This window comes from Herbaspirillum frisingense GSF30, from assembly GCF_000300975.2.
Taxonomy (GTDB): Bacteria; Pseudomonadota; Gammaproteobacteria; order Burkholderiales; family Burkholderiaceae_D; genus Herbaspirillum; species Herbaspirillum frisingense.
Genome location: NZ_AEEC02000003.1, coordinates 178,239 through 196,324 on the forward strand (window position 1 = coordinate 178,239; position 18,086 = coordinate 196,324).

Below are 18,086 nucleotides of genomic sequence, written 5' to 3' on the forward strand. Positions count from 1 at the left end.
CTCTAGAGGTGGGTGGAAGAGGATGCACGCACGGCGGCATCGGTAATCTGCTCGAAGGACGTCACCAGCGGGAAGGCTCCTGCATCGATGGGCAGCATCTGGGTCTGCTCGAAGCGCATGCGTGAACAGAGCCACTGTCCCTGCTGGTCGCGGGCATATTCTTCGTAGGTCAGCGCGCCCAGCAGCACCGCCTTCTTGGTCTGCTCACGCAGCGCGATCTGCCACAGTCGCCAGCGTGCCGAGGCGACGTCGCCTTCCACGCTGATCTCCGGGCTGCCGTAGTAATGCAGCGCATAGCACCAGGGCGAGCGCATGAACCATTGCGCCAGCGCATCGCGCCCGACCAGGCTGGCACCGAACTCCGCGCCGCCTTCCCAGATGGCGTCCTCGGTAAAACAGGCGGCCTGGGCAAGCGCGATCTTCTCCATGCGCAGCGGCGGCTGCCGCTGGTAGTTGGTCGTATATTTCTGATCGGCCAGGCTGGCATAGCGTGCCTTGAGCTGGCGGATCGCTTCGGCTGCTTCCAGTGCGGCCACACGTTGTTCCAGGTTGCTCATGAGCGCACCAGTTCCTTGAGCGAAATGGCAGGATCGCGCAGCACCGCTGCATCGATGGTGGAGCCGCGGCGTACCAGTTCTTCAAGCTGGCGGCGCTCCCGGCCACTGTCGACCAGCATGCCGCCGGCCACCCTGCCCTCATGCAGCCAGAGCAGCACGCCGGCCCGCTCCCCTGGCGGAATGCGCGATATCACCAGGTCGCCCGGCGTATAGATGCCGACCACCTGGATATTGCGATCGAGCTGGTCGGTCCACATCCACGGCACTTCGATATACGGCTCCGGCCGGCCGACGATAGCGGCCGATACCGCACGCGCCTGATTCTCGGCATTGCGCCAGGTCTCCTGGCGCAATGCCCGCCCATACAAGGGGCTGAAGCTGTTGGCCACGTCGCCCACGGCATAGCACCATGGCGCATCCGGATTGCGGCACCAGGCATCGGTCAGCACGCCGTTATCCAGGCGTACCGGGCTGCCTTCCAGGAAGTCCGTGTTGAGCGAAATGCCCACCGCCACCAGCACCAGGTCGGCCTCCAGCGCCATTTCCTGTCCGGCGCACTGGGCGTCGATGCGCAATCCTTCGGCCGTCTTCGCGATGCCCGATACGCTCACCCCGGTCAGCACCTTGATGCCGCGCTGTTCGTGCAGCGCCTGCAGCCACTGCGACCCTTCCGGCGGCAGGCAACGCGCCATCACCCGGGCGCCGCCTTCGACCACGGTCACTTCCATGCCCAGGGCAGCCGCCGAGGACGCCGCCTCCATGCCGATCACGCCACCACCGATCACCAGCAGACGACGCTGCTGGGCCATGGCCGGGCGCAACGCGAGGCAGTCTTCGATGGTGCGCAGGACCCTGACTTCGGGCAGATCCGCACCGGGGATCGTCAGGCCACGAGCCTGACCACCGGATGCCACGACCAGAATGTCGAAGGGGATGACCTCGCCGCTCTCCAGATGGGCCTGACGCAAGTCGTCGATACGGGCGACCACACCCTGGCGATGCTCGACCATGGCGGGGTCCTCCCAGAAACTGCGTGGCCCCAGCATCAGTTCGTCCACGGTCTTGCTGCCCAGCAGCAGTTCCTTGGACAGGGCCGGCCGTTCATAGGGGGTGTGCGGCTCCGCACCCAGCAGCAGGATGCGGCCACCGAACCCATCCGAGCGCAGGGCTTGCGCCACGCGCCCACCGGCATGCCCGGCACCGACGATCAACACACGCTGATCCTGCGGCGCACCCTGCGCTTGCGGCTGATGGTGGTTCATGACACCGACTCCTCGACCGGCGGCAGCTGGTCCAGGCGGGTGATGACGCGATAGAGCGCGCCTCGCTCACTCTGACAGGTCCAGCGCCGCGGCTCATTGGGTGGAATGATGATGCCCTCGCCCGGGGACAGTTCGTAGCGCTCGCCAGCGGCTTCGACCAGGAACATGCCCTCCAGTACGGTTGCCACTTCCTCCCCTTGCGGTTGCGGCGGCACCTCGCTGTGCTGGCCACGACGGAAGACGCCGATGCCGATATTCAGGTGCTGGCCCTCGACGGTGTGCATGCCGGGCGCTGCCTGCGGATTCTGCCAGTCGGTTTGCAGCGGCTGGCAATGCGGATCGGTCGGGTTCGACAGGCTGGACATCTCAGCGGCTCCTGTTCTTGAGGGGGTAATACGGCGTCGAATCCTCCGGGCCGTACTCCTTGCGCGCCGGGGTCACCACGTTCAGGCGCAGCGACACGCCCTCGGCACCGAAGCGGTTGCTGCCGTAATGCAAAACCCCGGCGGGAATGATGAGCGCATCACCGCTCTCCATCACCGATTCGAGGTCGGTCTCTTCGCTGTCACTGCTTTCGAAAACGGAGCAGCCACCCAGCAGCTGCAAGGACGCTTCCTCGCCGTGGCTATGCGACTTGGCAGGCAGGTCATGCCCCTGCGCGGCGACGAACTTGACCACCGCCACGCTGACGGACGCGCCGAACATGTGCTTGCCATACAAGCCATCGGCCACGATCTCCTTGAGGTTATCGTCGATGGCGAACACTCTGCATTTGGGCATGAAAGCTCCTTGGTTGATGACAGCGTCGGCTCAGATCGGCGGACGCATGACGAACTTCTCATCGGCCACGAAGCGCGAGAACTCGTAGCCATCGATCACGCCCGGCTGCTGGTAGGCTTCCACCGCCGGCGCGACCTCGGCCAGGGACAGCAGCATGTACATCAGCGCTGCTTCCGGCGGCGGCATGGCATCCAGTTCGAAGCCGTTGAGGTAGGCGACGATGGCATCGACATCGGCCAGCATGGCGTCCTTGAAGGCCACGATGTCGGCGAACGCGCTGGTATTGCGCATACGGGTGCGCTCGGTCTCGGTGGCCAGGCTCCAATGGCTGAACGGCATCAGATGGGCAAAACCGGCCGGAAGCGTGATGGCACTTTGCGGGCTTGCTGGTTGCGGCGAATTCATGGCGGGCGACTCCTCAGGCCTTGGTTTCTTCATTGACGATGCGATCGACTACGTGGGCGCCGTGGCGCACCAGCAGCTCATAGTCCTGCAGGATCATTTCCTTCTTCACGCCGGTCTGCACCGCGCTCTGGGTGCGTTCCAAGGTGCTCAGGTCTTCCAGCAGGACATCGCGCAGGGCGACCTTCATGTATTCGAGATAGAAGCGACCGCCGGCAGTCTTCATTTCCGGGTAGTACACGCGCGCCTCCAGCAGGGTCTTGCCCTGGGAGATCGGCCGGAAGTTGTAGGCCTGGAAGTAGTTCGGACGCAGCGACAGGTAGAAGTCCGGAAACACGACATTGATGTCGAAGAGCCAGTTCTCGTGGCCGGTCCAGTTCATGCCCTTGGGCAGGTCTTCCTTGCGGAAGTGGTAGCTGGCCGCCCCCATGCCGGCACGCAGTGCAGCGGCAGCAATGGGCTTCTTCACGGCCGAGTCGGCGATGGCCTTGCTGGCCTCCGCGCCACCTGCGGTCACCGCATTGGGATTGCCGTAGACCGACTTGGGATTGCCGGCGATGGACAGGCGTCGATGGAATTGTCCGCACAGTGCATCCAGGGGCGGCATGGCGCCGTCTTCGGCGGTATCGATGGCATCGGCGATCGAATGGCCGTGCACATAGGCCACGTGGTAGGCCTCCTGGAATGCGTCCAGCGCCAGCTTCCAGTTGCAATTGACCACCGTGGTCCACTGGAAGCCGGTGGTGATCTTGTCGAAGGGATAGCCTTCGATATCACCGAACATGGGTTGCAGGAACTGCGCCAGCGACAGTTCCGGGGAGGGATCGAGGTTGATGAAGATGAAGCCTTGCCAGACTTCGCAGGCCACGCGCGACAGACCGTGGTCGCACTTGTCCAGATCGAAGAAGGAGCCCTCTTCCGGCACGCCGGTCAGGTTGCCCTGCAGATCATAGGCCCAGCCGTGGAACTTGCAGAAGAACTTGCGCGCCTGGCCGCGCTTCTCGTAGACGATCTGGTTCATGCGGTGCGAGCAGACGTTATGCATGGCATTGATTGCGCCCTGCTTGTCGCGTACCACGATGATGGAAGCTTCGCAGGCTTCCAGGTCCTTGACGAAGTAGTCGCCGGCGGCGGGAATCTCTTCCACGCGCCCCACGTGCAGCCAGGTCTTCTTGAAGATCCTGGCCTGCTCCTTGTCGTAGTAGGCGGTGGAGATGTACGGCTCGACAGGAACAGGCCCCTTGCCCAGTTCCGGATAGCGATCGTGCAGATGCAGCTTGATGACCTTGTTCATGAGCTCCCTCACTCGTGGATGGCAGGCCCGATCAGAGAGGGGCCTGAGAACCGATGCGTCCTAATAACGAATGTCATTCTGTATTCCGCAAAAATGAATGTCAAGCGTTTTTGATCGATTTCAAGGACAGGTGAAAAAGGGCCTGGCGACACGTCTTCAGCATGCTGCACCACAACACGACAGCGGCCTGCAGCGACGCACGCCGGGGTAGCGGATTCGCCCTCTTAGCGCACCGGCATCGCACCAATATCGCGCTCAAAAGCGAATATTGTTTAAAGGATTCACCGTTGTGGGGAAGAGAGAAGATCCGGGGACAGGGACAGCAGGAAAGGGCTTGCGTGCTAGAATCCACGCCATTCATTACCAGCACGCAAGAGGAATCGTGGCGCAAATCAAGAAGAGCGGCATGCGCGAGGCCATCCTGGAATCGGCCTTCGATCTGTTTTCCCGCAAGGGCTATACGCCGACCACCATGGCCGAGATCGCACGGGCGTCGAACATGACCGTGGCCAATCTCTATGTGTACTTCGATTCCAAGCTGGCCATCCTCTATGAGATCTACCAGCCCTGGCTGGAACAGCAGCTGCAGGCGCTGGCCGAGTCGGTCCGCAAGTTCCGCACGCCGCGCTCACGCCTGCGCCGGGTCTTCACGGGGATCTGGGGCGACATACCAGCCAGCGATCATTCCTTCGCCAACGCGCTGATCGAAGCCCTGGCCGTGTCGCCCCAGGGCATGACCAAGCCCAATACGTTGCTGATGGATGTGGAAACCTTCCTGACGGCCCTCATCAGCGAGTCGCTCCCCCCGGAGCGTGCTCACCTGGTGCGCAACGACCTGCTGGCCCATGTCATCTGGATGGCGTTCGACGGCTTCACCATCAACCAGCATCTCGGCGACGTGCGCGATGTCAGTGCCATCGCCGACATCATGACCAATCTGCTGCTGGGCGAGACAGAGGCGCCGGCAGCGGCCCCGGAAACTCCGGCCGCTCCCAAGCGAACCGCCCGCAAGGCGCGGGCGGAATAACAAGACAAAAAGGAATGCGCGCCCCATGCGCGCGTCCACCCGGCGTTCAGGCCACCAGCACCACCTTGCGGCATTCCTCGCGCTTTTCATTGAAGATACGGTAGCCCTCGGCCGCCTGTTCCAGCGGGAGACGATGGGTGATCAGCGCTTCCGGGCGCAGCCAGCCATCCTCGATGCTGTTGAGCAATTCCGGCATGTAATGTTGTACGTGGGTCTGGCCGGTCTTGACGGTGACGCCTTTCTCGAAGATGTCGCCGAACAGGAAGCCATGGATGAACCCGGCGTAGACGCCAGGCACGCTCAGCGTCCCGCCCCGTCGTACCGAAGCGATGCAGTGGCGCAGGGCCTGACCGCTGCTGCCTTCCAGCTTGAGGGTGGTCAACGCCGTCTCCAGTACACTGCCCTTGGCCTCGAAACCGACCGCGTCGATCACCCCGTCGACGCCGCGCCCGGCGGTATTGGCGATGATGTATTCGCCTGGATCGACATGATCGAAATTCACCGGAATGACGTCGTACTGCTCCACCGCGAAGCGCAGACGATAGTCATGATGGTCCACCATGAAAATCTTTTCCGCCCCCAGCATGCGCGCACACGCGGCAGCCATCTGGCCGACCGGGCCGGCGCCGTAGATGGCCACGCTGCTGCCCTCGCGCACGCCGGCATTCTTCACCGCCTGATAACCGGTGGGCAGGATATCGCTCAGGAATAGCACCTGCTCATCGGCCAGGGCGGAGTCGATGCGGATCGGGCCGACATCGGCCTTCGGTACCCGCACGTATTCCGCCTGTCCGCCCGGCATGCCGCCATACAGATGGCTGTAGCCGAACAGGGCAGCTCCCGGGCGTATGCCCTTGGCATTCATGATGGCGCCACGGTCGGGGTTGGTGGTCTCGCACGCGGCGTAGAGATGCTGGTCGCAGAAAAAACATTGTCCGCAGGCGATCACGAAGGGCACCACCACGCGGTCGCCCTTCTTGAGTCGCTGTACGGCCGGCCCCGCTTCCACCACCACGCCCATGAATTCATGGCCGAGGATGTCGCCGGACTTCATGGCCGGTATCTTGCCGCGATAGAGGTGCAGGTCGGAGCCGCAGATGGCGGTGGCAGTGACCTTGAGGATGATGTCATCAGCTTCCTGGATGATGGGGTCGGCGACCGTCTCCACTCGTACGTCGTGGGCCGCGTGATAAAGCAATGCGCGCATGGAATCTCCTTGTTCTGGTGGGCTGGTCTGGAACGGGCTCAGCGCGGAGCGCGGGCGTCGTCCTGCACGATGTCGAACTCGGGCTTGGCGATTTCCTTGTTGGCGTTGTCGGTGCTGGTCTCGCGATTCTCGATGTGATCGCCACGCGCCGGCTGCGCAGTGGCCTGGTCACTGGATTGGGCGGGGCTGGGGTTGGCGCGGGTGGGCAATTTCGATTCGATGGCCATGGCGTTCTCCTCAAGAGTGATGGGGGGATGGTCCCTGCTATCTCGACTAATGGTCTGCCGGACTGGAAACCAGACTAGGCCATGCCACTCGGACCGGACCATCAGCGAGTCCCGCCAAGGCATGTGGGTGGCTGCCGTCGGACATGTCAGCCGGGCTTGATGAGTCGGCTGCGGGAGCAGCACCTTCGATGATTCCGTCGCGCCTGTCGGCGTGAAGATGCACGTAATCGCGGCGTGCGCCGACATACGCCGCGGCGTGGCTCGGCTAGGATCAATATTCCTCAAAGCAGCTAAAGCAGGCAGCGCAGCCGGCCTGCACCGACATCCGCAAAGGAAAAGGAGACGCATCATGACCGACGCCCTGAACAAGCACCACCATCCGGCCGACACCTCTGGCCCCAAGGATCTGGAACAGAAAGGCAATCCCCCCACCGGGACCAACGAGCGCGACATGCTCGACGGTGGCGAGCGCCACGTGCCGGGGGACAGCGACAAATACGGCTCCAAAAACAAACCGGAGGGCGGCAACTATTCCGACCAGGACATGCGGGAAAACAGCCCGCAACTGTAATCTGGCAAGTCAGCCGATGAGTCCAGGCCACCGTGGCGTCGCGCTGCGAGCGGCGGAGCCCGCATTACAGGCATTACAGCGCTGACAGGGCGGGCCGGGATGGTGCTCAGTCGTCCCGATCAAATTCCGCCAGCACCATTTCCACCTGCAGGCACTGCAGCTTGAGGTCCTTGATCGCCCGCCGGTAACGGCGAAAATCCTTCCGGTCGGGGAGCTCATCCCCGCCTTTGCTCATCCTTACCGCATCATGCACGATGCACTGGAGGATGCCCGCCGCCTGCTCGTGCGAGGCCTTGAGCCGATTCACGCTTTCGATCAGTGCCTGTCTTTTCTTCATTTCGTGTTCCTGTTACTTGCTTGTACTTGCTTGCGCTTGCTTGTCGTCCGTGCAGGTTTCCCCTGACTGGACAGGCAATGGAGTTTGCCGTCCGGCAGTTTGTTCCACGAAGGTCCAAGCCAATGCTCATCCATAGTGGATCGCGCCGCCTTGGCGGCTTCCTACTGCGGCCCATTGGCGCTACGGCCGGGCATCTGCTCTTCTTCAATCCCGCTGGCATTACTGACAGTCCATACCGACCTCTCGTCGTCCGGTACGCCGATATCACCGATCAAGCCCTCGGCCTAAGATGAGGACTCGTAGGGAAACAAAGCCCTGCGATTCATCCCCCTCATCATCACAAGGAGATACATCATGGCAAATCAGAACCAAGGATCGACCAGCAACCGTGGCTTCGCTTCGATGGATGAAAGCAAGCAGCGCGAGATCGCCAGCCAGGGCGGCAAGGCTGCCCATGAAAAGGGAACCGCGCACGAATTCAGTTCCGATGAAGCACGCGAAGCGGGCCGCAAGGGTGGTCAGAACAGCCACAGCGGCGGCAACCAGAGCAACAACCGTTAGTGTTAGTCGTAGCGACTCCCGGGAGTCATACGACTGCGGCTGTGCTCGCCAGTACCGCCAGGGCAGTACCAGCAGCATAGGCAGCGGGCCTTCCTCGGGCCCGCTCTCCTGCCTTGCTGCCTTGCTGTCTTGCCTTGCCTTCCCGCCGGGGTCACACAATGCTCGCTTTCCCCCTACCTTCAACCAGGAGACCAGCATGACCGTCAAGACCTTGAAAGACCTCTTCATCCACAGCCTCTCCGACGTCTATAGCGCGGAAAAGCAATTGACCCGCGCGCTCCCCCGGCTGGCCCGGGCAGCTACTACGCCCGAGCTGCGCCAGGCCTTCGAACAACATCTGGAAGAGACTCAGGGACAGATCGAACGTATCGACAGGCTAATGGAAAACAGCGAATTGCGGCTCAAGCGCGTGAAGTGCGTGGCCATGGAAGGGCTGGTGGAAGAAGGTCGCGAGCAGATCGATGAAATCGAAAAAGGAGCAGTGCTCGACGCCGCTCTGATCGGCGCTGCGCAAAAAGTGGAGCATTACGAGATTGCCACCTATGGGACCTTGTGCGCCCTGGCCAAGCAACTCGGGCTGGACGAGGCCGCCAAGTTGCTCGACGAAACCCTGCAGGAAGAAAAGGCGACCGACCAGAAGCTCAGCAAGCTCGCGCTGCAGCAGGTCAACGAGAAGCTGGCCGCGTGATCACCCCATAAGGCGTCCGCCGGGGTCACCGCCGGCCCGGAGCGCGGACCGCCTTCCGAGCCGATTCAACAGGTCGCTTCCGAAAGGGAGCGACCTGTTTTTTCTGTGCGCCCAGATCAGGGTGCCTTGACGGTGATGTTGATTCCATGGGCCATCATGTGACCGTAGGAATGGTCTTCTCCATCGGCGAACTGAGCGGTGAGCTTGTATTTGCCGGGCGGGAGGGTGAGCATGGTTTCGCTCTGCCCCTGGTCCAGATGCAGATGGGTGTCGTCATGCGGGATGGTCTCGCCCTTGCCGATGGGCGAATGGTTGATCAGGATGTGGTGATGACCGGTACCCTCGACCAGCTTGCCGGCCGGACGGGTGGTCATCGAGTGGGCTGCCAGGCGGACGCGGAAAGGACTGGTCACCGTCTGACCGCTCTTGGGTTCGAGAATGCTGAGGGTAGGTTCATCGGCGTGGGCCATCTCGCCCCCGAGCGAAAACAGGAGAAGGGCCAGGCAGGGAGCAGTGAAGAACCGGCCTTTGTGGTGCGGAGATTTACGTACAGATAGGAACATAGCGGACTCCTTGATGAGTTGAAATTGTCGAGTTCGGGACGAGCCGTTGCTCACCGTAGCCGTACTGCACAGCTCACAGCGAGAGCGGCCCGCGCTCGGCCGCCGGCAAACCGGCGTGCAGCTTTCCGAGCAGGATGCGCAGTTGCGCACGATAGTCGAGCACCACATTGCGACGGCAATACGGCGCCCATGCCGGGTCGGGCGGCGCCTCCCTTCTGGCCGGCTGCGATTGCGGCAGGCGCATCTGGGTGGCCTGTGTAAGGCTGGCGCGCAGTTCCAGCAAGGTCATCGCCACCGTGCGATAGGTATGGCGGGCTTCTAGCTGAACGCCACAGGCCGCGCAGACCAATGCCAACCTGCGCTTGACGTCCTGCCCTGCATGCGGCGCGTCCCCCTCGCGCCAGGCCGCCCCGAAGAGCAGCGAACCGGCGTAGTCGAGATAGGCCTCCAGGCAGAAGGACAACATCACCAGCGCCGAGAGGAACACCCAGCGCGAGCCGGCGACCTCTTCACCGGCTTTCCTGATCAGGAGGTCGGCGCCGTTCCAGAGTTCGACGTAGGTCAAGGTCTGCGCATCCTGCGGCAGCGGGAGCAGCGGGGGCAGTCTGGCATCGGCAGGATTCCGGGAAGCGTTCATGGCTGGCCTGTTCACGAAAGCGCTGTGTCCATCACCATCATCAGCACGAAACCGACGAGCAGGCAGCAGGTCGCCGGCAAGGCATCATGACGTCGATGCGGATCGGGAATCACCTCGTGCGCCAGTACGAACAGCATGGCCCCTGCCGCGCCGCCCAACGCCCAGGGCAGCATTACCGAAGACCAGGCCACCACCGCCGCGCCGGCGACCGCCGCGAGCGGTTCCACCAGCCCCGAGAGGATCCCGCAACCGATGGCGTCGGCGCGGGAATAACCAATGCCGCGCAGGGCGGTCGCGACGATCATGCCCTCCGGAATATCCTGTAGTGCAATGCCGAAGGTCAGCACTGACGCCTGCTCCGGCGCGACACCACCGTAGGCCACGCCAACCGCCAGACCTTCCGGCAGGTTGTGCAGCCCGACGGTGAGCACGAACAGCCACACCCGGCGCAGCGCCGCCTGCCGCGCCAACTCGTCATGTCCCTGCCCGGCTCGTTGCAGTGCCAGCACCAGCACGGCGCCGGCCAACACGCTGGCACCGATCACCAGGCTGCCGGTGGACTTGCCCACCCCACCCTGCTCCAGCGCTTGCATGGCGGGCAGGATCAGCGAAAACACCGACGCTGCCAGCATGACACCGGCACCGAATCCGGTGCAGCAGTCCGCCACACGGGCAGAAAAGCGGCGCGAGAAAAGCAGCGGCAAGGTGCCGGCAGCGGTTGCAGCGGCGGCAGCCATGCCACCGCAATACGCAAGCCAGACGCGCTCATCCCGTGCGCTCCACCAGCCCAGGGCACCGGCCACCACGATGACGCCCACCATAACCAACGGCCAGCTCAGGCGCATGGGTTGTGGCTGCGCGGGCAGGTCGCATGACGCAGGCGACTCTGACTGCAGCGCTGCCTGAGGATCAGGCGCGGGGGTCAGGGAATACTCCACTTTCTTGAGCATGCATGTCCTTCTGTTTCCATAATGCGGGGATGCCGGTCCTGCGGCGGGATGAGCTGACCGCCTGAGGTCATGGTGATCAGCGTGATTACGGTGATCAGGAGGTGACGCGACATCGGCAGTGCGTCACGATCAGGCAAGTCTATCGGTTGCGCGCGATCCTCCCCATCGGACGAACACTGAATCGGGGCGCTGTGCTCGTCCGACGTCAGCCTGAAAATTCTGGCTGATCAGCCTGGGGTCTGCTGTTGCGCTAAGGATGTCCGACACCGGTCGGCGTGACCGATCACCGCATGTTTTCCGCTATCGCCGATGGTATGGCTGAGCACCCGCGACTTAGGATCAAGGCTCTGTCTATCGCTAAATGCGATTGACCGATCAAGTCTGTGTGCTTTGTTTTCAACCCTCGCTTCGACCCTGAAACCGCCAAGGAGACCCTCACCATGTTTGCCCACAACAAACGACTGCAATACACCGTACGCGTTGCCGGCCCCAATCCCGGGCTGGCCAACCTGATGCTGGAACAGTTCGGCGGCCCGCAAGGCGAACTCGCCGCTGCCTGCCGCTACTTCACCCAGGCCATCGCCGAGGATGATCCCGGCCGCAAAGACATGCTCTTCGACATCGCCACCGAAGAACTGAGCCACCTCGAAGTGATCGGCAACATCGTGGTGATGCTCAACAAGGGTGCCAAGGGCAAGCTGGCCGAAGGCGTGGAAGAAGAAGGGACGCTCTACAAGGAGATCACCGGGGCTGGCAATGACAGCCACATCACCCAGGTGTTGTATGGCGCGGGCGCGCCGCTGGTCAATTCGGCCGGGGTACCGTGGACTTCGGCTTACGTGGATACCATCGGCGAACCTACGGCCGACCTGCGTTCCAACATCGCGGCCGAAGCACGCGCCAAGATCGTCTATGAACGGCTCATCAATCTGACCGACGATCCGGGCGTGAAGGAAGCGCTGGGTTTCCTGATGACGCGTGAAATCGCGCACCAGAAATCCTTTGAAAAGGCGCTCTATTCCATCCGCCCAAACTTCCCGCCCGGAAAGCTGCCTGGCGATCCGCGTTTCTCCAAGGTCTACGTCAATCTTTCGCAGGGCTTGGGTGAACAGACCGGACCGTGGAACGATGGCGAGCAGTGGGAGCGACTCGATGGCGCCGACGCTCTCACGCCGGTCGACGGTGGCGACGGTCAGGCGAGCGTGGAACTGAGCGCCGACGATCAGGCCGTGCTGGATCAACTGGCGGCGCGTACCGCGTCCGCGCAGGATGGCGAGCCGCTGACCGGCGCTGAAATCGGTTCTGCCGATGCTGACCTGAAGGCCAAGCGTCCCTGAGGACTGACTTTCTACTTCATGATGATCTGCCTCGCACCGGCCCGCTGCCGGCTGCGAGGCAGTTTCGTCTGCAAAGAGGATATTCGATGACCAGTGAACAGCCGACCGTGGCAGTCTTTCCCTTCCCCAGCCTGACGATGGCGCAGCGCGCCTACGATGCCCTGCGTGATCGGGGCGTGACGCCGCAACAGATGGAGCTGCGGGTGATGGATGATGAGGCGGGGCCCTCCAGCGGCAACTTCATCCTTGAGTACAAGGAGACTGATGTCCACTTCGATAGCAGCTGGATGGACATGCTCAGCAACCGGGATGATCCCAATGTGGGTGCCGGCCGGCAGGAAGTGTTCTGGTCCTGCGAAGCGCTGCTGCTGGTGACCACCGAGGACCCGCATCTGCTCAATGCCTTGCGTGAAGTCTATCGCGCCAGCGGCATGGACTTCGATGCCCTGCACTGATTGCAGTGAGGTTGCCCTGGCAGGCGACTAGGTCGCCTGCGTCTGCAGCCAGGCCTGGACCTGATCGCTGGCCAGCGGCATGGCGAACAGGTAGCCCTGGCCGTGCGTGGCACCCAGTTCGCGCAGGCGTTGCAGATGCTGCGGGGTTTCCACCCCCTCCACCACGCAGGCCAGCTCCATGTCGTGGGTCAGCGCCAGCAAGGACTTGACGATCTTGTAGCTGACTTCGTTGTGTTCGATATCGGCCACGAAGCTCTTGTCGATCTTGATGCGGGTCAGCGGCAGGGCATGCAGGTGACTGAGGCTGGCATAGCCGGTACCGAAATCATCCAGGGTGATGCCACAGCCGAGCTCGCGCAGGGCTGAGACCAGCTGGCGCGATTTCTCCAGGTCCTGCAGCACGGCGGTCTCGGTGATTTCCAGGTCCAGGCGCGAGGGGCTGAAGCCTGAACTGGTGATGACCTTGACGACCTCGGCCATCCCCTCGCTGGTGTTGATGTCGTTGGCCGAGAGGTTGAACGACAGGCGCAGCGACGGCGGCCACGATGCAGCCGCCTGCAATGCCTTCTTCAGCAGAATCACGCTCAGCTGGTTGATGATGCCCATGCGCTCGGCAGCGGGAATGAATTCGATCGGCGCAACGGCACCCTTGGTGGCGCTGTGCCAGCGTGCAAGGGCTTCGAAGCCGATGGGCTGGCAATCATCCAGGCGTACGATGGGTTGGAAGAACACCGACAGCTCGCGCTCGAAATCAGCCAGCCGCAAGGCCTGTTCGATATTGGCGTTGCGCTGGATCTGTGCCTTGTCGCGCTCGGAGAACAGCGTGATGGTGCCGCGTCGCTCGCGCTTGCCCTGGTAGAGCGCGTAGTCCGCATGCTCGTAGAGGGAGGTGGCATCGACCGCCATGTCCGGAAAGGTGGCCACGCCTACCGAGGCTGCAATCTGCACGGTGGCCTTGTAGAGCATGAAAGGCCGGCGCAAGGCGGCGCAGATGCGCGTGCCGAAGGCCTGCAGGGCGGCGTCGCCGAGGTCGTCATCGATGATGACGGCGAATTCGTCGCCGCCCAGGCGCGCCAGGTGGAAACGCTCGTCCTGGCACAGCGCCCAGAGGCGTTGCCCCACCTCCCTCAACAACTGGTCACCATGGGTATGGCCGTACAGATCGTTGACCGCCTTGAAGCCGTCGAGGTCCAGGATGACCACCGCGAAACGCTGGCCGGAGGCGGTGGCGCGGCTACAGATGTGGTCCAGCTGGGAGAAGAACTTGCGGCGGTTGGGGATGTCGGTGAGTGAATCCAGATTGGCCAGGCGCAGGTTTTCGTCGCTCAGCAATGCGGTCTTGACCTGGGCATCGATGAGGCGGGTGAAGTCGCTGTGGTGGCTGTTGACGATGGCCAGCATGCCTATGGTCACCAGCACCACGTTGAGGGCCGCCGCCACGAACACGGGCACATGGGTGGAGATGAAAAAGACGGTGAAGATGCCGTTGACGATCAGGGCCACCGACAGCGCCGCCGAACGCAGATACATCAGACAGAAGATGCAGCAGATGACAGTGATGCCCATGTAGAACGCCACATGTGCCTGGGCATAGCTGTCGCCGTAGGGGAACAGCATCACCGACCACAAGGAAAAGCCCAGGGCGATGGGAGCCGCCAGGAAATTGGTACGTTTGAGCGCCCGGGCGGCCATGCCCGGTGTCGGGTCGACGTGGCGGCCACGCCACCAGAAGCTCAGCCGGGTGGCGCACAGCACCGTCAGCAGGGCCGGGAAATAAAGCCCCAGCCAGTGCGGTGCCAGATCCAGATAGGTATAGGCCAGCGCCCAGCTGTTGATCAGCAGGATCAGGTACATCATGGGCATCTTCCCGGAGAAGGCCCGGTACTGCGCGATCAGCAGTTCCGGCTGATCGTAGTTCACGCGCCAATAGCGGCGCACCATGCTCATCAATGCGGAGGGAGCCATCCTGTACCCCGTGCCGTGTCACCGTGCGCTGCAGCCCGCGCATCGGGCGGGGTGGGTAGCGGGATGGCGGCCATCGTTATGTTGTCATTCGGTCAGCTATTATAGCCGCGACCGGCCACCGCCAAGATCAGGAAATGCCTGATACCGTGCGGCTTTCCGGCTTACAACAATACCCGCAGGAAAGCCTGTTGCCGCGTCCTGGTGCCGTCATCCATGCAGCAGCGCAAGTTATCCCGGCACCAGCGTCGAGCTGCAAGTTGCGGGGTTGTCCTACATCGTCCGGCCAAAGGCTCATCTACAATCTGGCGTAACCAGAAATCAAGGTGTGCCATGTCCATGCTCCCCTCCCATGCCGCTCCACAGACGCCCATTGCCCGATCGCCGGTACCGTCGGCCGCCGTGCCGGCGGCGTTTCTGGCGGTCGACGCGCAGTGGCGGGTGGTCTTCATCGACGAAGCCGCCATGACATTGCTGGGGCTGCCGGCAGGGACGGTGACGGGGCAGTTGATCTGGCAGGTCTGCCCGGCGCTGGTGGGCAGCGCACTGGAAGCACCATTGCGCGCTAGCCTGGCCGATGGCCAGAGTCGGCAATTCCTGTTCACCCCACCGGGCCAGGCGCAATCCTACGAAGTGATCTGCAGTGCCGACACGCAGGGCCTGTCAGTGAGCCTGCGTGCCGGTGCCCGCCAGCAACAGCAGCAACAGCAGCAACAATCCGAGCGCCGCCTGCATGAGAGCGAGACCCGCTTCCAGCTGATGACCAGCGCCATCCCGCAGATCGTATGGATCACCAATGCCCTGGGCGATCTGGAATTCGTCAATGACCAGTGGCACGCCCATGTCGGCGACACGGCGGCCGAGGACAGCCTGGGCAGCTTCGATGCGCTGGTGGCACGCCACGTCCATCCCGATGATCGCGTACTGACCGCGCAGGCCTGGCAGCACGCCCGTCATACCTGCTGCGAACTGTCGGTGGAACACCGCATCGGCAATGCGCAGGGCCAGTATCGCTGGTTCCTCACACGCGGCAAGCCGCAGCTGGCCGCTGATGGCACGACCATCCTGCACTGGTATGGCACCTCCACCGATATCCACGCGCAGAAGGAAGCGGTGGCCGAACTGGCGCGTCTGACCGATGATTCCGAACGACGTCGGCGCTTCTACGAAAGCTTCCTGTCCACCACGCCCGACCTGGCCTATGCCTGGGACCTGAATCACCGCTTCACCTACGCCAACCGGGTGCTGTTGCAGATGTGGGGCAAGAGCTGGGACGAGGCCATCGGCAAGACCTGCCTGGAGCTGGGCTACGAGCCCTGGCATGCCGAGATGCACAGCCGCGAGATCGAGCAGGTGCGCGCCACCAAGCGCCCGGTGCGCGGGGATGTGCCCTTCAACGGCACCTTCGGACGCCGCATCTACGACTACATCATCTTCCCCGTACTGGGTCCGGATGGCGAAGTCGAGGCCGTGGCCGGCACCACCCGCGACGTCACCGACCGCAAGAACAGCGAAGCCCGCCAGCATGCGCTGTTCCGTCTGGCCGAAGCGATCCGCGCTGCCGAATCACCGTCGGCCATCGCTACGGCTGCCGCCCACATCATCGGCGAGACGCTCAGCGCCCGCTGGGTCAGCTACCGATCGCTGGGGCCGCAACAGCAAGCCCAGGTCGAAGGCGACTGGTGCTTCCAGGGAAGTGCCGACAATTGCGAGGCACTGGCCCTGCATGACCAGCAGCGCATCAGCCGCGCCCTGCGCAGCGGCAGCGTGGTGCTGGTGGGTGACGTCGCCCGCGACGCGCGCACCGCCGCCATCGCGCAGCAGCACCTGGCGCTGGGGGTGGCGGCCTTCATGGATGTTCCCATCATCGAACAGGGCGAGCTGGTGGGCATCGTCTACGTCAGCAGTCATGCGCCGCGCACCTGGACCGACAACGAACTGGCCATCGTGCGCGAAGTCAGCCAGCAGACCCGCGCCGCCTTCGAACGCATCCACAACCAGCAAGCCCTGGCGGCCAGCGAGGCACGCCTGCGCGAAATCAATGAATCGCTGGAAGCCCAGGTCAGCGCCCGCACCCAGGAACTGATGGCGACCGAAGAGGCGCTGCGCCACTCGCAGAAGATCGAGGCCATCGGGCAGCTCACCGGCGGCCTGGCCCACGATTTCAACAACCTGCTAGGTGGCATCACCGGCAGCCTGGACCTGATGCGCGTGCGCCTGGTGCAGGGGCGCGGTGATGAATTGTTCCGCTACATCGACCTGGCGGCGCGCAGCGCACAACGCGCCGCTTCGCTGACGCAACGCTTGCTGGCGTTCGCGCGCCGGCAGACGCTGGCGCCACGGCCCACCAACGTCAATACCCTGGTGGCGGGGATGGAAGACCTGATCCGCCGCACCATCGGCCCGGCCATCACGCTGGAAGTGGTCGGCGCAGTCGGCCTGTGGCCGACCTTCGTCGATGGTCCTCAACTGGAAAGCGCGCTGCTGAACCTGTGCATCAACGCACGCGACGCCATGCCCGCCGGTGGGCGCCTGACCATCGAGACTGCCAACAAGTGGCTGGAGGACAAATGGGCGCAGGAACGTGACCTGCCGCCGGGCCAGTATGTCTGCATCGCCGTGACCGACACCGGAACCGGCATGCCGCCGGATGTGCTGGCGCGGGCTTTCGATCCCTTCTTCACCACCAAACCCATCGGCGAGGGTACCGGCCTGGGACTGTCGATGGTGTATGGCTTTGCGCGCCAGTCGGGCGGGCAGGTACGTCTGTACTCGGAAGTGGGCCAGGGCAGCACGGTCTCGCTCTACCTGCCGCGCCATGATCTGGAAGCCGAGGGCGAAGAGCCTGAGACCAGCGAGGCGCCCCAGGCCGCAGGCAGTGGCGAGGTGGTGCTGGTGGTGGATGACGAGGCCTCGATCCGCATGCTCACGGCCGAAGTCCTCAATGACGCCGGCTATGCCACGCTGCAGGCCGAGGATGGTCCGGCGGCACTGCGTATCCTGCAGTCATCGGCCCGCATTGACCTGCTGATCACCGACGTCGGCTTGCCGGGCGGTCTCAACGGTCGCCAGGTGGCCGATGCGGCGCGGGCGGCACGCCCTGGCCTGCAGGTGCTGTTCATCACCGGTTATGCGGAAAATGCGGCCTTCGGCAACGGCCATCTGCAGCCGGGCATGCAGTTGCTGACCAAGCCGTTCAAGCTGGAAACGCTGGCACGACGGGTCGAGGCCATCCTGGAAAACCGCAGCACCAGCTCCTGAAAGCTGCC

Annotated in this window: 20 protein-coding genes; 7 read left to right on the plus strand and 13 right to left on the minus strand. The window is 63.3% G+C overall.

Going from position 1 to position 18,086, the window contains the following annotated elements:
• Positions 1-2 precede the first annotated feature (2 nt).
• The 6 genes from HFRIS_RS03595 to HFRIS_RS03620 are packed head-to-tail and all read right to left on the minus strand — an operon-like array spanning position 3 to position 4,295.
• Positions 3-557 (minus strand): nuclear transport factor 2 family protein, encoded by a 555-nt coding sequence (locus tag HFRIS_RS03595; RefSeq protein ID WP_006461869.1) that lies wholly within the window; start codon positions 555-557, stop codon positions 3-5.
• The gene (locus HFRIS_RS03600; protein WP_006461870.1) at positions 554-1,819 is read right to left on the minus strand and encodes an NAD(P)/FAD-dependent oxidoreductase; all 1,266 of its coding nucleotides are present in this window, start codon (positions 1,817-1,819) and stop codon (positions 554-556) included. The genes HFRIS_RS03595 and HFRIS_RS03600 overlap by 4 nt, the downstream gene beginning before the upstream one ends.
• Positions 1,816-2,184 carry a cupin domain-containing protein gene (locus HFRIS_RS24705; RefSeq protein WP_006461871.1) on the minus strand — a complete coding sequence of 123 codons (369 nt, stop codon included), beginning with the start codon at positions 2,182-2,184 and terminating at the stop codon, positions 1,816-1,818. The genes HFRIS_RS03600 and HFRIS_RS24705 overlap by 4 nt, the downstream gene beginning before the upstream one ends.
• A gap of 1 nt (position 2,185) precedes the next feature.
• Positions 2,186-2,599, minus strand: a complete 414-nt coding sequence (locus HFRIS_RS03610) for a cupin domain-containing protein (RefSeq protein WP_039874209.1) — start codon at positions 2,597-2,599, stop codon at positions 2,186-2,188.
• Between the two features lie 30 nt (positions 2,600-2,629).
• Positions 2,630-3,004 carry a hypothetical protein gene (locus HFRIS_RS03615; protein WP_006461873.1) on the minus strand — a complete coding sequence of 125 codons (375 nt, stop codon included), beginning with the start codon at positions 3,002-3,004 and terminating at the stop codon, positions 2,630-2,632.
• Between the two features lie 13 nt (positions 3,005-3,017).
• Positions 3,018-4,295, minus strand: a complete 1,278-nt coding sequence (locus HFRIS_RS03620; protein WP_006461874.1) for an aromatic ring-hydroxylating oxygenase subunit alpha — start codon at positions 4,293-4,295, stop codon at positions 3,018-3,020.
• 382 nt (positions 4,296-4,677) lie between these two features.
• Between HFRIS_RS03620 and HFRIS_RS03625 the strand changes: the two genes are divergently transcribed.
• Positions 4,678-5,322 carry a TetR/AcrR family transcriptional regulator gene (locus HFRIS_RS03625; protein ID WP_039874213.1) on the plus strand — a complete coding sequence of 215 codons (645 nt, stop codon included), beginning with the start codon at positions 4,678-4,680 and terminating at the stop codon, positions 5,320-5,322.
• Positions 5,323-5,368: 46 nt separating this feature from the next.
• Here the strand turns inward: HFRIS_RS03625 and HFRIS_RS03630 are convergent, their stop codons facing one another.
• Positions 5,369-6,529, minus strand: a complete 1,161-nt coding sequence (locus tag HFRIS_RS03630; RefSeq protein ID WP_006461876.1) for a zinc-dependent alcohol dehydrogenase — start codon at positions 6,527-6,529, stop codon at positions 5,369-5,371.
• Positions 6,530-6,567: 38 nt separating this feature from the next.
• Positions 6,568-6,756: a hypothetical protein gene (locus HFRIS_RS03635; RefSeq protein ID WP_006461877.1), complete on the minus strand. Its 189-nt coding sequence runs from the start codon at positions 6,754-6,756 to the stop codon at positions 6,568-6,570.
• A gap of 349 nt (positions 6,757-7,105) precedes the next feature.
• On the opposite strand from HFRIS_RS03635, the gene HFRIS_RS03640 reads away from it, so the two are divergent.
• Complete coding sequence (locus HFRIS_RS03640) at positions 7,106-7,327, plus strand: hypothetical protein (RefSeq protein WP_006461878.1); 222 nt, start codon at positions 7,106-7,108, stop codon at positions 7,325-7,327.
• A gap of 106 nt (positions 7,328-7,433) precedes the next feature.
• Here HFRIS_RS03640 and HFRIS_RS03645 read toward each other — a convergent pair whose 3' ends face one another.
• Complete coding sequence (locus tag HFRIS_RS03645) at positions 7,434-7,664, minus strand: hypothetical protein (RefSeq protein ID WP_006461879.1); 231 nt, start codon at positions 7,662-7,664, stop codon at positions 7,434-7,436.
• A 354-nt stretch (positions 7,665-8,018) separates the two neighbouring features.
• Here HFRIS_RS03645 and HFRIS_RS03650 point away from each other — a divergent pair, with 354 nt between their 5' ends.
• Both HFRIS_RS03650 and HFRIS_RS03655 read left to right on the plus strand, forming a co-directional pair.
• On the plus strand, positions 8,019-8,225 hold the full coding sequence (locus HFRIS_RS03650; RefSeq protein WP_006461880.1) for a KGG domain-containing protein: 207 nt from the start codon (positions 8,019-8,021) through the stop codon (positions 8,223-8,225).
• 196 nt (positions 8,226-8,421) lie between these two features.
• Positions 8,422-8,913: a YciE/YciF ferroxidase family protein gene (locus tag HFRIS_RS03655; RefSeq protein WP_006461881.1), complete on the plus strand. Its 492-nt coding sequence runs from the start codon at positions 8,422-8,424 to the stop codon at positions 8,911-8,913.
• Between the two features lie 116 nt (positions 8,914-9,029).
• Here HFRIS_RS03655 and HFRIS_RS03660 read toward each other — a convergent pair whose 3' ends face one another.
• The 3 genes from HFRIS_RS03660 to HFRIS_RS03670 form a co-directional block, all read right to left on the minus strand.
• Positions 9,030-9,383 carry a DUF4399 domain-containing protein gene (locus HFRIS_RS03660; RefSeq protein ID WP_006461882.1) on the minus strand — a complete coding sequence of 118 codons (354 nt, stop codon included), beginning with the start codon at positions 9,381-9,383 and terminating at the stop codon, positions 9,030-9,032.
• Between the two features lie 166 nt (positions 9,384-9,549).
• Positions 9,550-10,113: a hypothetical protein gene (locus HFRIS_RS03665; protein WP_006461883.1), complete on the minus strand. Its 564-nt coding sequence runs from the start codon at positions 10,111-10,113 to the stop codon at positions 9,550-9,552.
• 11 nt (positions 10,114-10,124) lie between these two features.
• A complete protein-coding gene (locus tag HFRIS_RS03670) occupies positions 10,125-10,934 on the minus strand; it encodes a ZIP family metal transporter (protein ID WP_006461884.1) in 810 nt (269 codons plus the stop codon).
• Positions 10,935-11,503: 569 nt separating this feature from the next.
• Between HFRIS_RS03670 and HFRIS_RS03675 the strand changes: the two genes are divergently transcribed.
• Positions 11,504-12,400: a manganese catalase family protein gene (locus HFRIS_RS03675; protein ID WP_006461885.1), complete on the plus strand. Its 897-nt coding sequence runs from the start codon at positions 11,504-11,506 to the stop codon at positions 12,398-12,400.
• Between the two features lie 86 nt (positions 12,401-12,486).
• The gene (locus tag HFRIS_RS03680) at positions 12,487-12,855 is read left to right on the plus strand and encodes a hypothetical protein (protein ID WP_006461886.1); all 369 of its coding nucleotides are present in this window, start codon (positions 12,487-12,489) and stop codon (positions 12,853-12,855) included.
• A 27-nt stretch (positions 12,856-12,882) separates the two neighbouring features.
• On the opposite strand, the gene HFRIS_RS03685 is transcribed toward HFRIS_RS03680, so the two are convergent.
• Entirely contained in the window at positions 12,883-14,820 is a 1,938-nt protein-coding gene (locus HFRIS_RS03685; protein WP_039874218.1) for a putative bifunctional diguanylate cyclase/phosphodiesterase, read from the minus strand.
• 330 nt (positions 14,821-15,150) lie between these two features.
• On the opposite strand from HFRIS_RS03685, the gene HFRIS_RS03690 reads away from it, so the two are divergent.
• A complete protein-coding gene (locus tag HFRIS_RS03690) occupies positions 15,151-18,078 on the plus strand; it encodes a PAS domain-containing hybrid sensor histidine kinase/response regulator (protein WP_006461888.1) in 2,928 nt (975 codons plus the stop codon).
• The last annotated feature ends 8 nt before the right edge of the window (positions 18,079-18,086 follow it).

Excerpts from the sequence above, each read along its gene's own strand:
- HFRIS_RS03595 (WP_006461869.1), bottom strand. The coding sequence starts at position 557 with ATGAGCAACCTGGAACAACGTGTGGCCGCACTGGAAGCAGCCGAAGCG.
- HFRIS_RS03600 (WP_006461870.1), bottom strand. The coding sequence starts at position 1,819 with ATGAACCACCATCAGCCGCAAGCGCAGGGTGCGCCGCAGGATCAGCGT.
- HFRIS_RS24705 (WP_006461871.1), bottom strand. The coding sequence starts at position 2,184 with ATGTCCAGCCTGTCGAACCCGACCGATCCGCATTGCCAGCCGCTGCAA.
- HFRIS_RS03610 (WP_039874209.1), bottom strand. The coding sequence starts at position 2,599 with ATGCCCAAATGCAGAGTGTTCGCCATCGACGATAACCTCAAGGAGATC.
- HFRIS_RS03615 (WP_006461873.1), bottom strand. The coding sequence starts at position 3,004 with ATGAATTCGCCGCAACCAGCAAGCCCGCAAAGTGCCATCACGCTTCCG.
- HFRIS_RS03620 (WP_006461874.1), bottom strand. The coding sequence starts at position 4,295 with ATGAACAAGGTCATCAAGCTGCATCTGCACGATCGCTATCCGGAACTG.
- HFRIS_RS03630 (WP_006461876.1), bottom strand. The coding sequence starts at position 6,529 with ATGCGCGCATTGCTTTATCACGCGGCCCACGACGTACGAGTGGAGACG.
- HFRIS_RS03635 (WP_006461877.1), bottom strand. The coding sequence starts at position 6,756 with ATGGCCATCGAATCGAAATTGCCCACCCGCGCCAACCCCAGCCCCGCC.
- HFRIS_RS03640 (WP_006461878.1), top strand. The coding sequence starts at position 7,106 with ATGACCGACGCCCTGAACAAGCACCACCATCCGGCCGACACCTCTGGC.
- HFRIS_RS03645 (WP_006461879.1), bottom strand. The coding sequence starts at position 7,664 with ATGAAGAAAAGACAGGCACTGATCGAAAGCGTGAATCGGCTCAAGGCC.
- HFRIS_RS03650 (WP_006461880.1), top strand. The coding sequence starts at position 8,019 with ATGGCAAATCAGAACCAAGGATCGACCAGCAACCGTGGCTTCGCTTCG.
- HFRIS_RS03655 (WP_006461881.1), top strand. The coding sequence starts at position 8,422 with ATGACCGTCAAGACCTTGAAAGACCTCTTCATCCACAGCCTCTCCGAC.
- HFRIS_RS03660 (WP_006461882.1), bottom strand. The coding sequence starts at position 9,383 with ATGGCCCACGCCGATGAACCTACCCTCAGCATTCTCGAACCCAAGAGC.
- HFRIS_RS03665 (WP_006461883.1), bottom strand. The coding sequence starts at position 10,113 with ATGAACGCTTCCCGGAATCCTGCCGATGCCAGACTGCCCCCGCTGCTC.
- HFRIS_RS03670 (WP_006461884.1), bottom strand. The coding sequence starts at position 10,934 with ATGGTGGGCGTCATCGTGGTGGCCGGTGCCCTGGGCTGGTGGAGCGCA.
- HFRIS_RS03675 (WP_006461885.1), top strand. The coding sequence starts at position 11,504 with ATGTTTGCCCACAACAAACGACTGCAATACACCGTACGCGTTGCCGGC.
- HFRIS_RS03680 (WP_006461886.1), top strand. The coding sequence starts at position 12,487 with ATGACCAGTGAACAGCCGACCGTGGCAGTCTTTCCCTTCCCCAGCCTG.
- HFRIS_RS03685 (WP_039874218.1), bottom strand. The coding sequence starts at position 14,820 with ATGGCTCCCTCCGCATTGATGAGCATGGTGCGCCGCTATTGGCGCGTG.
- HFRIS_RS03690 (WP_006461888.1), top strand. The coding sequence starts at position 15,151 with ATGTCCATGCTCCCCTCCCATGCCGCTCCACAGACGCCCATTGCCCGA.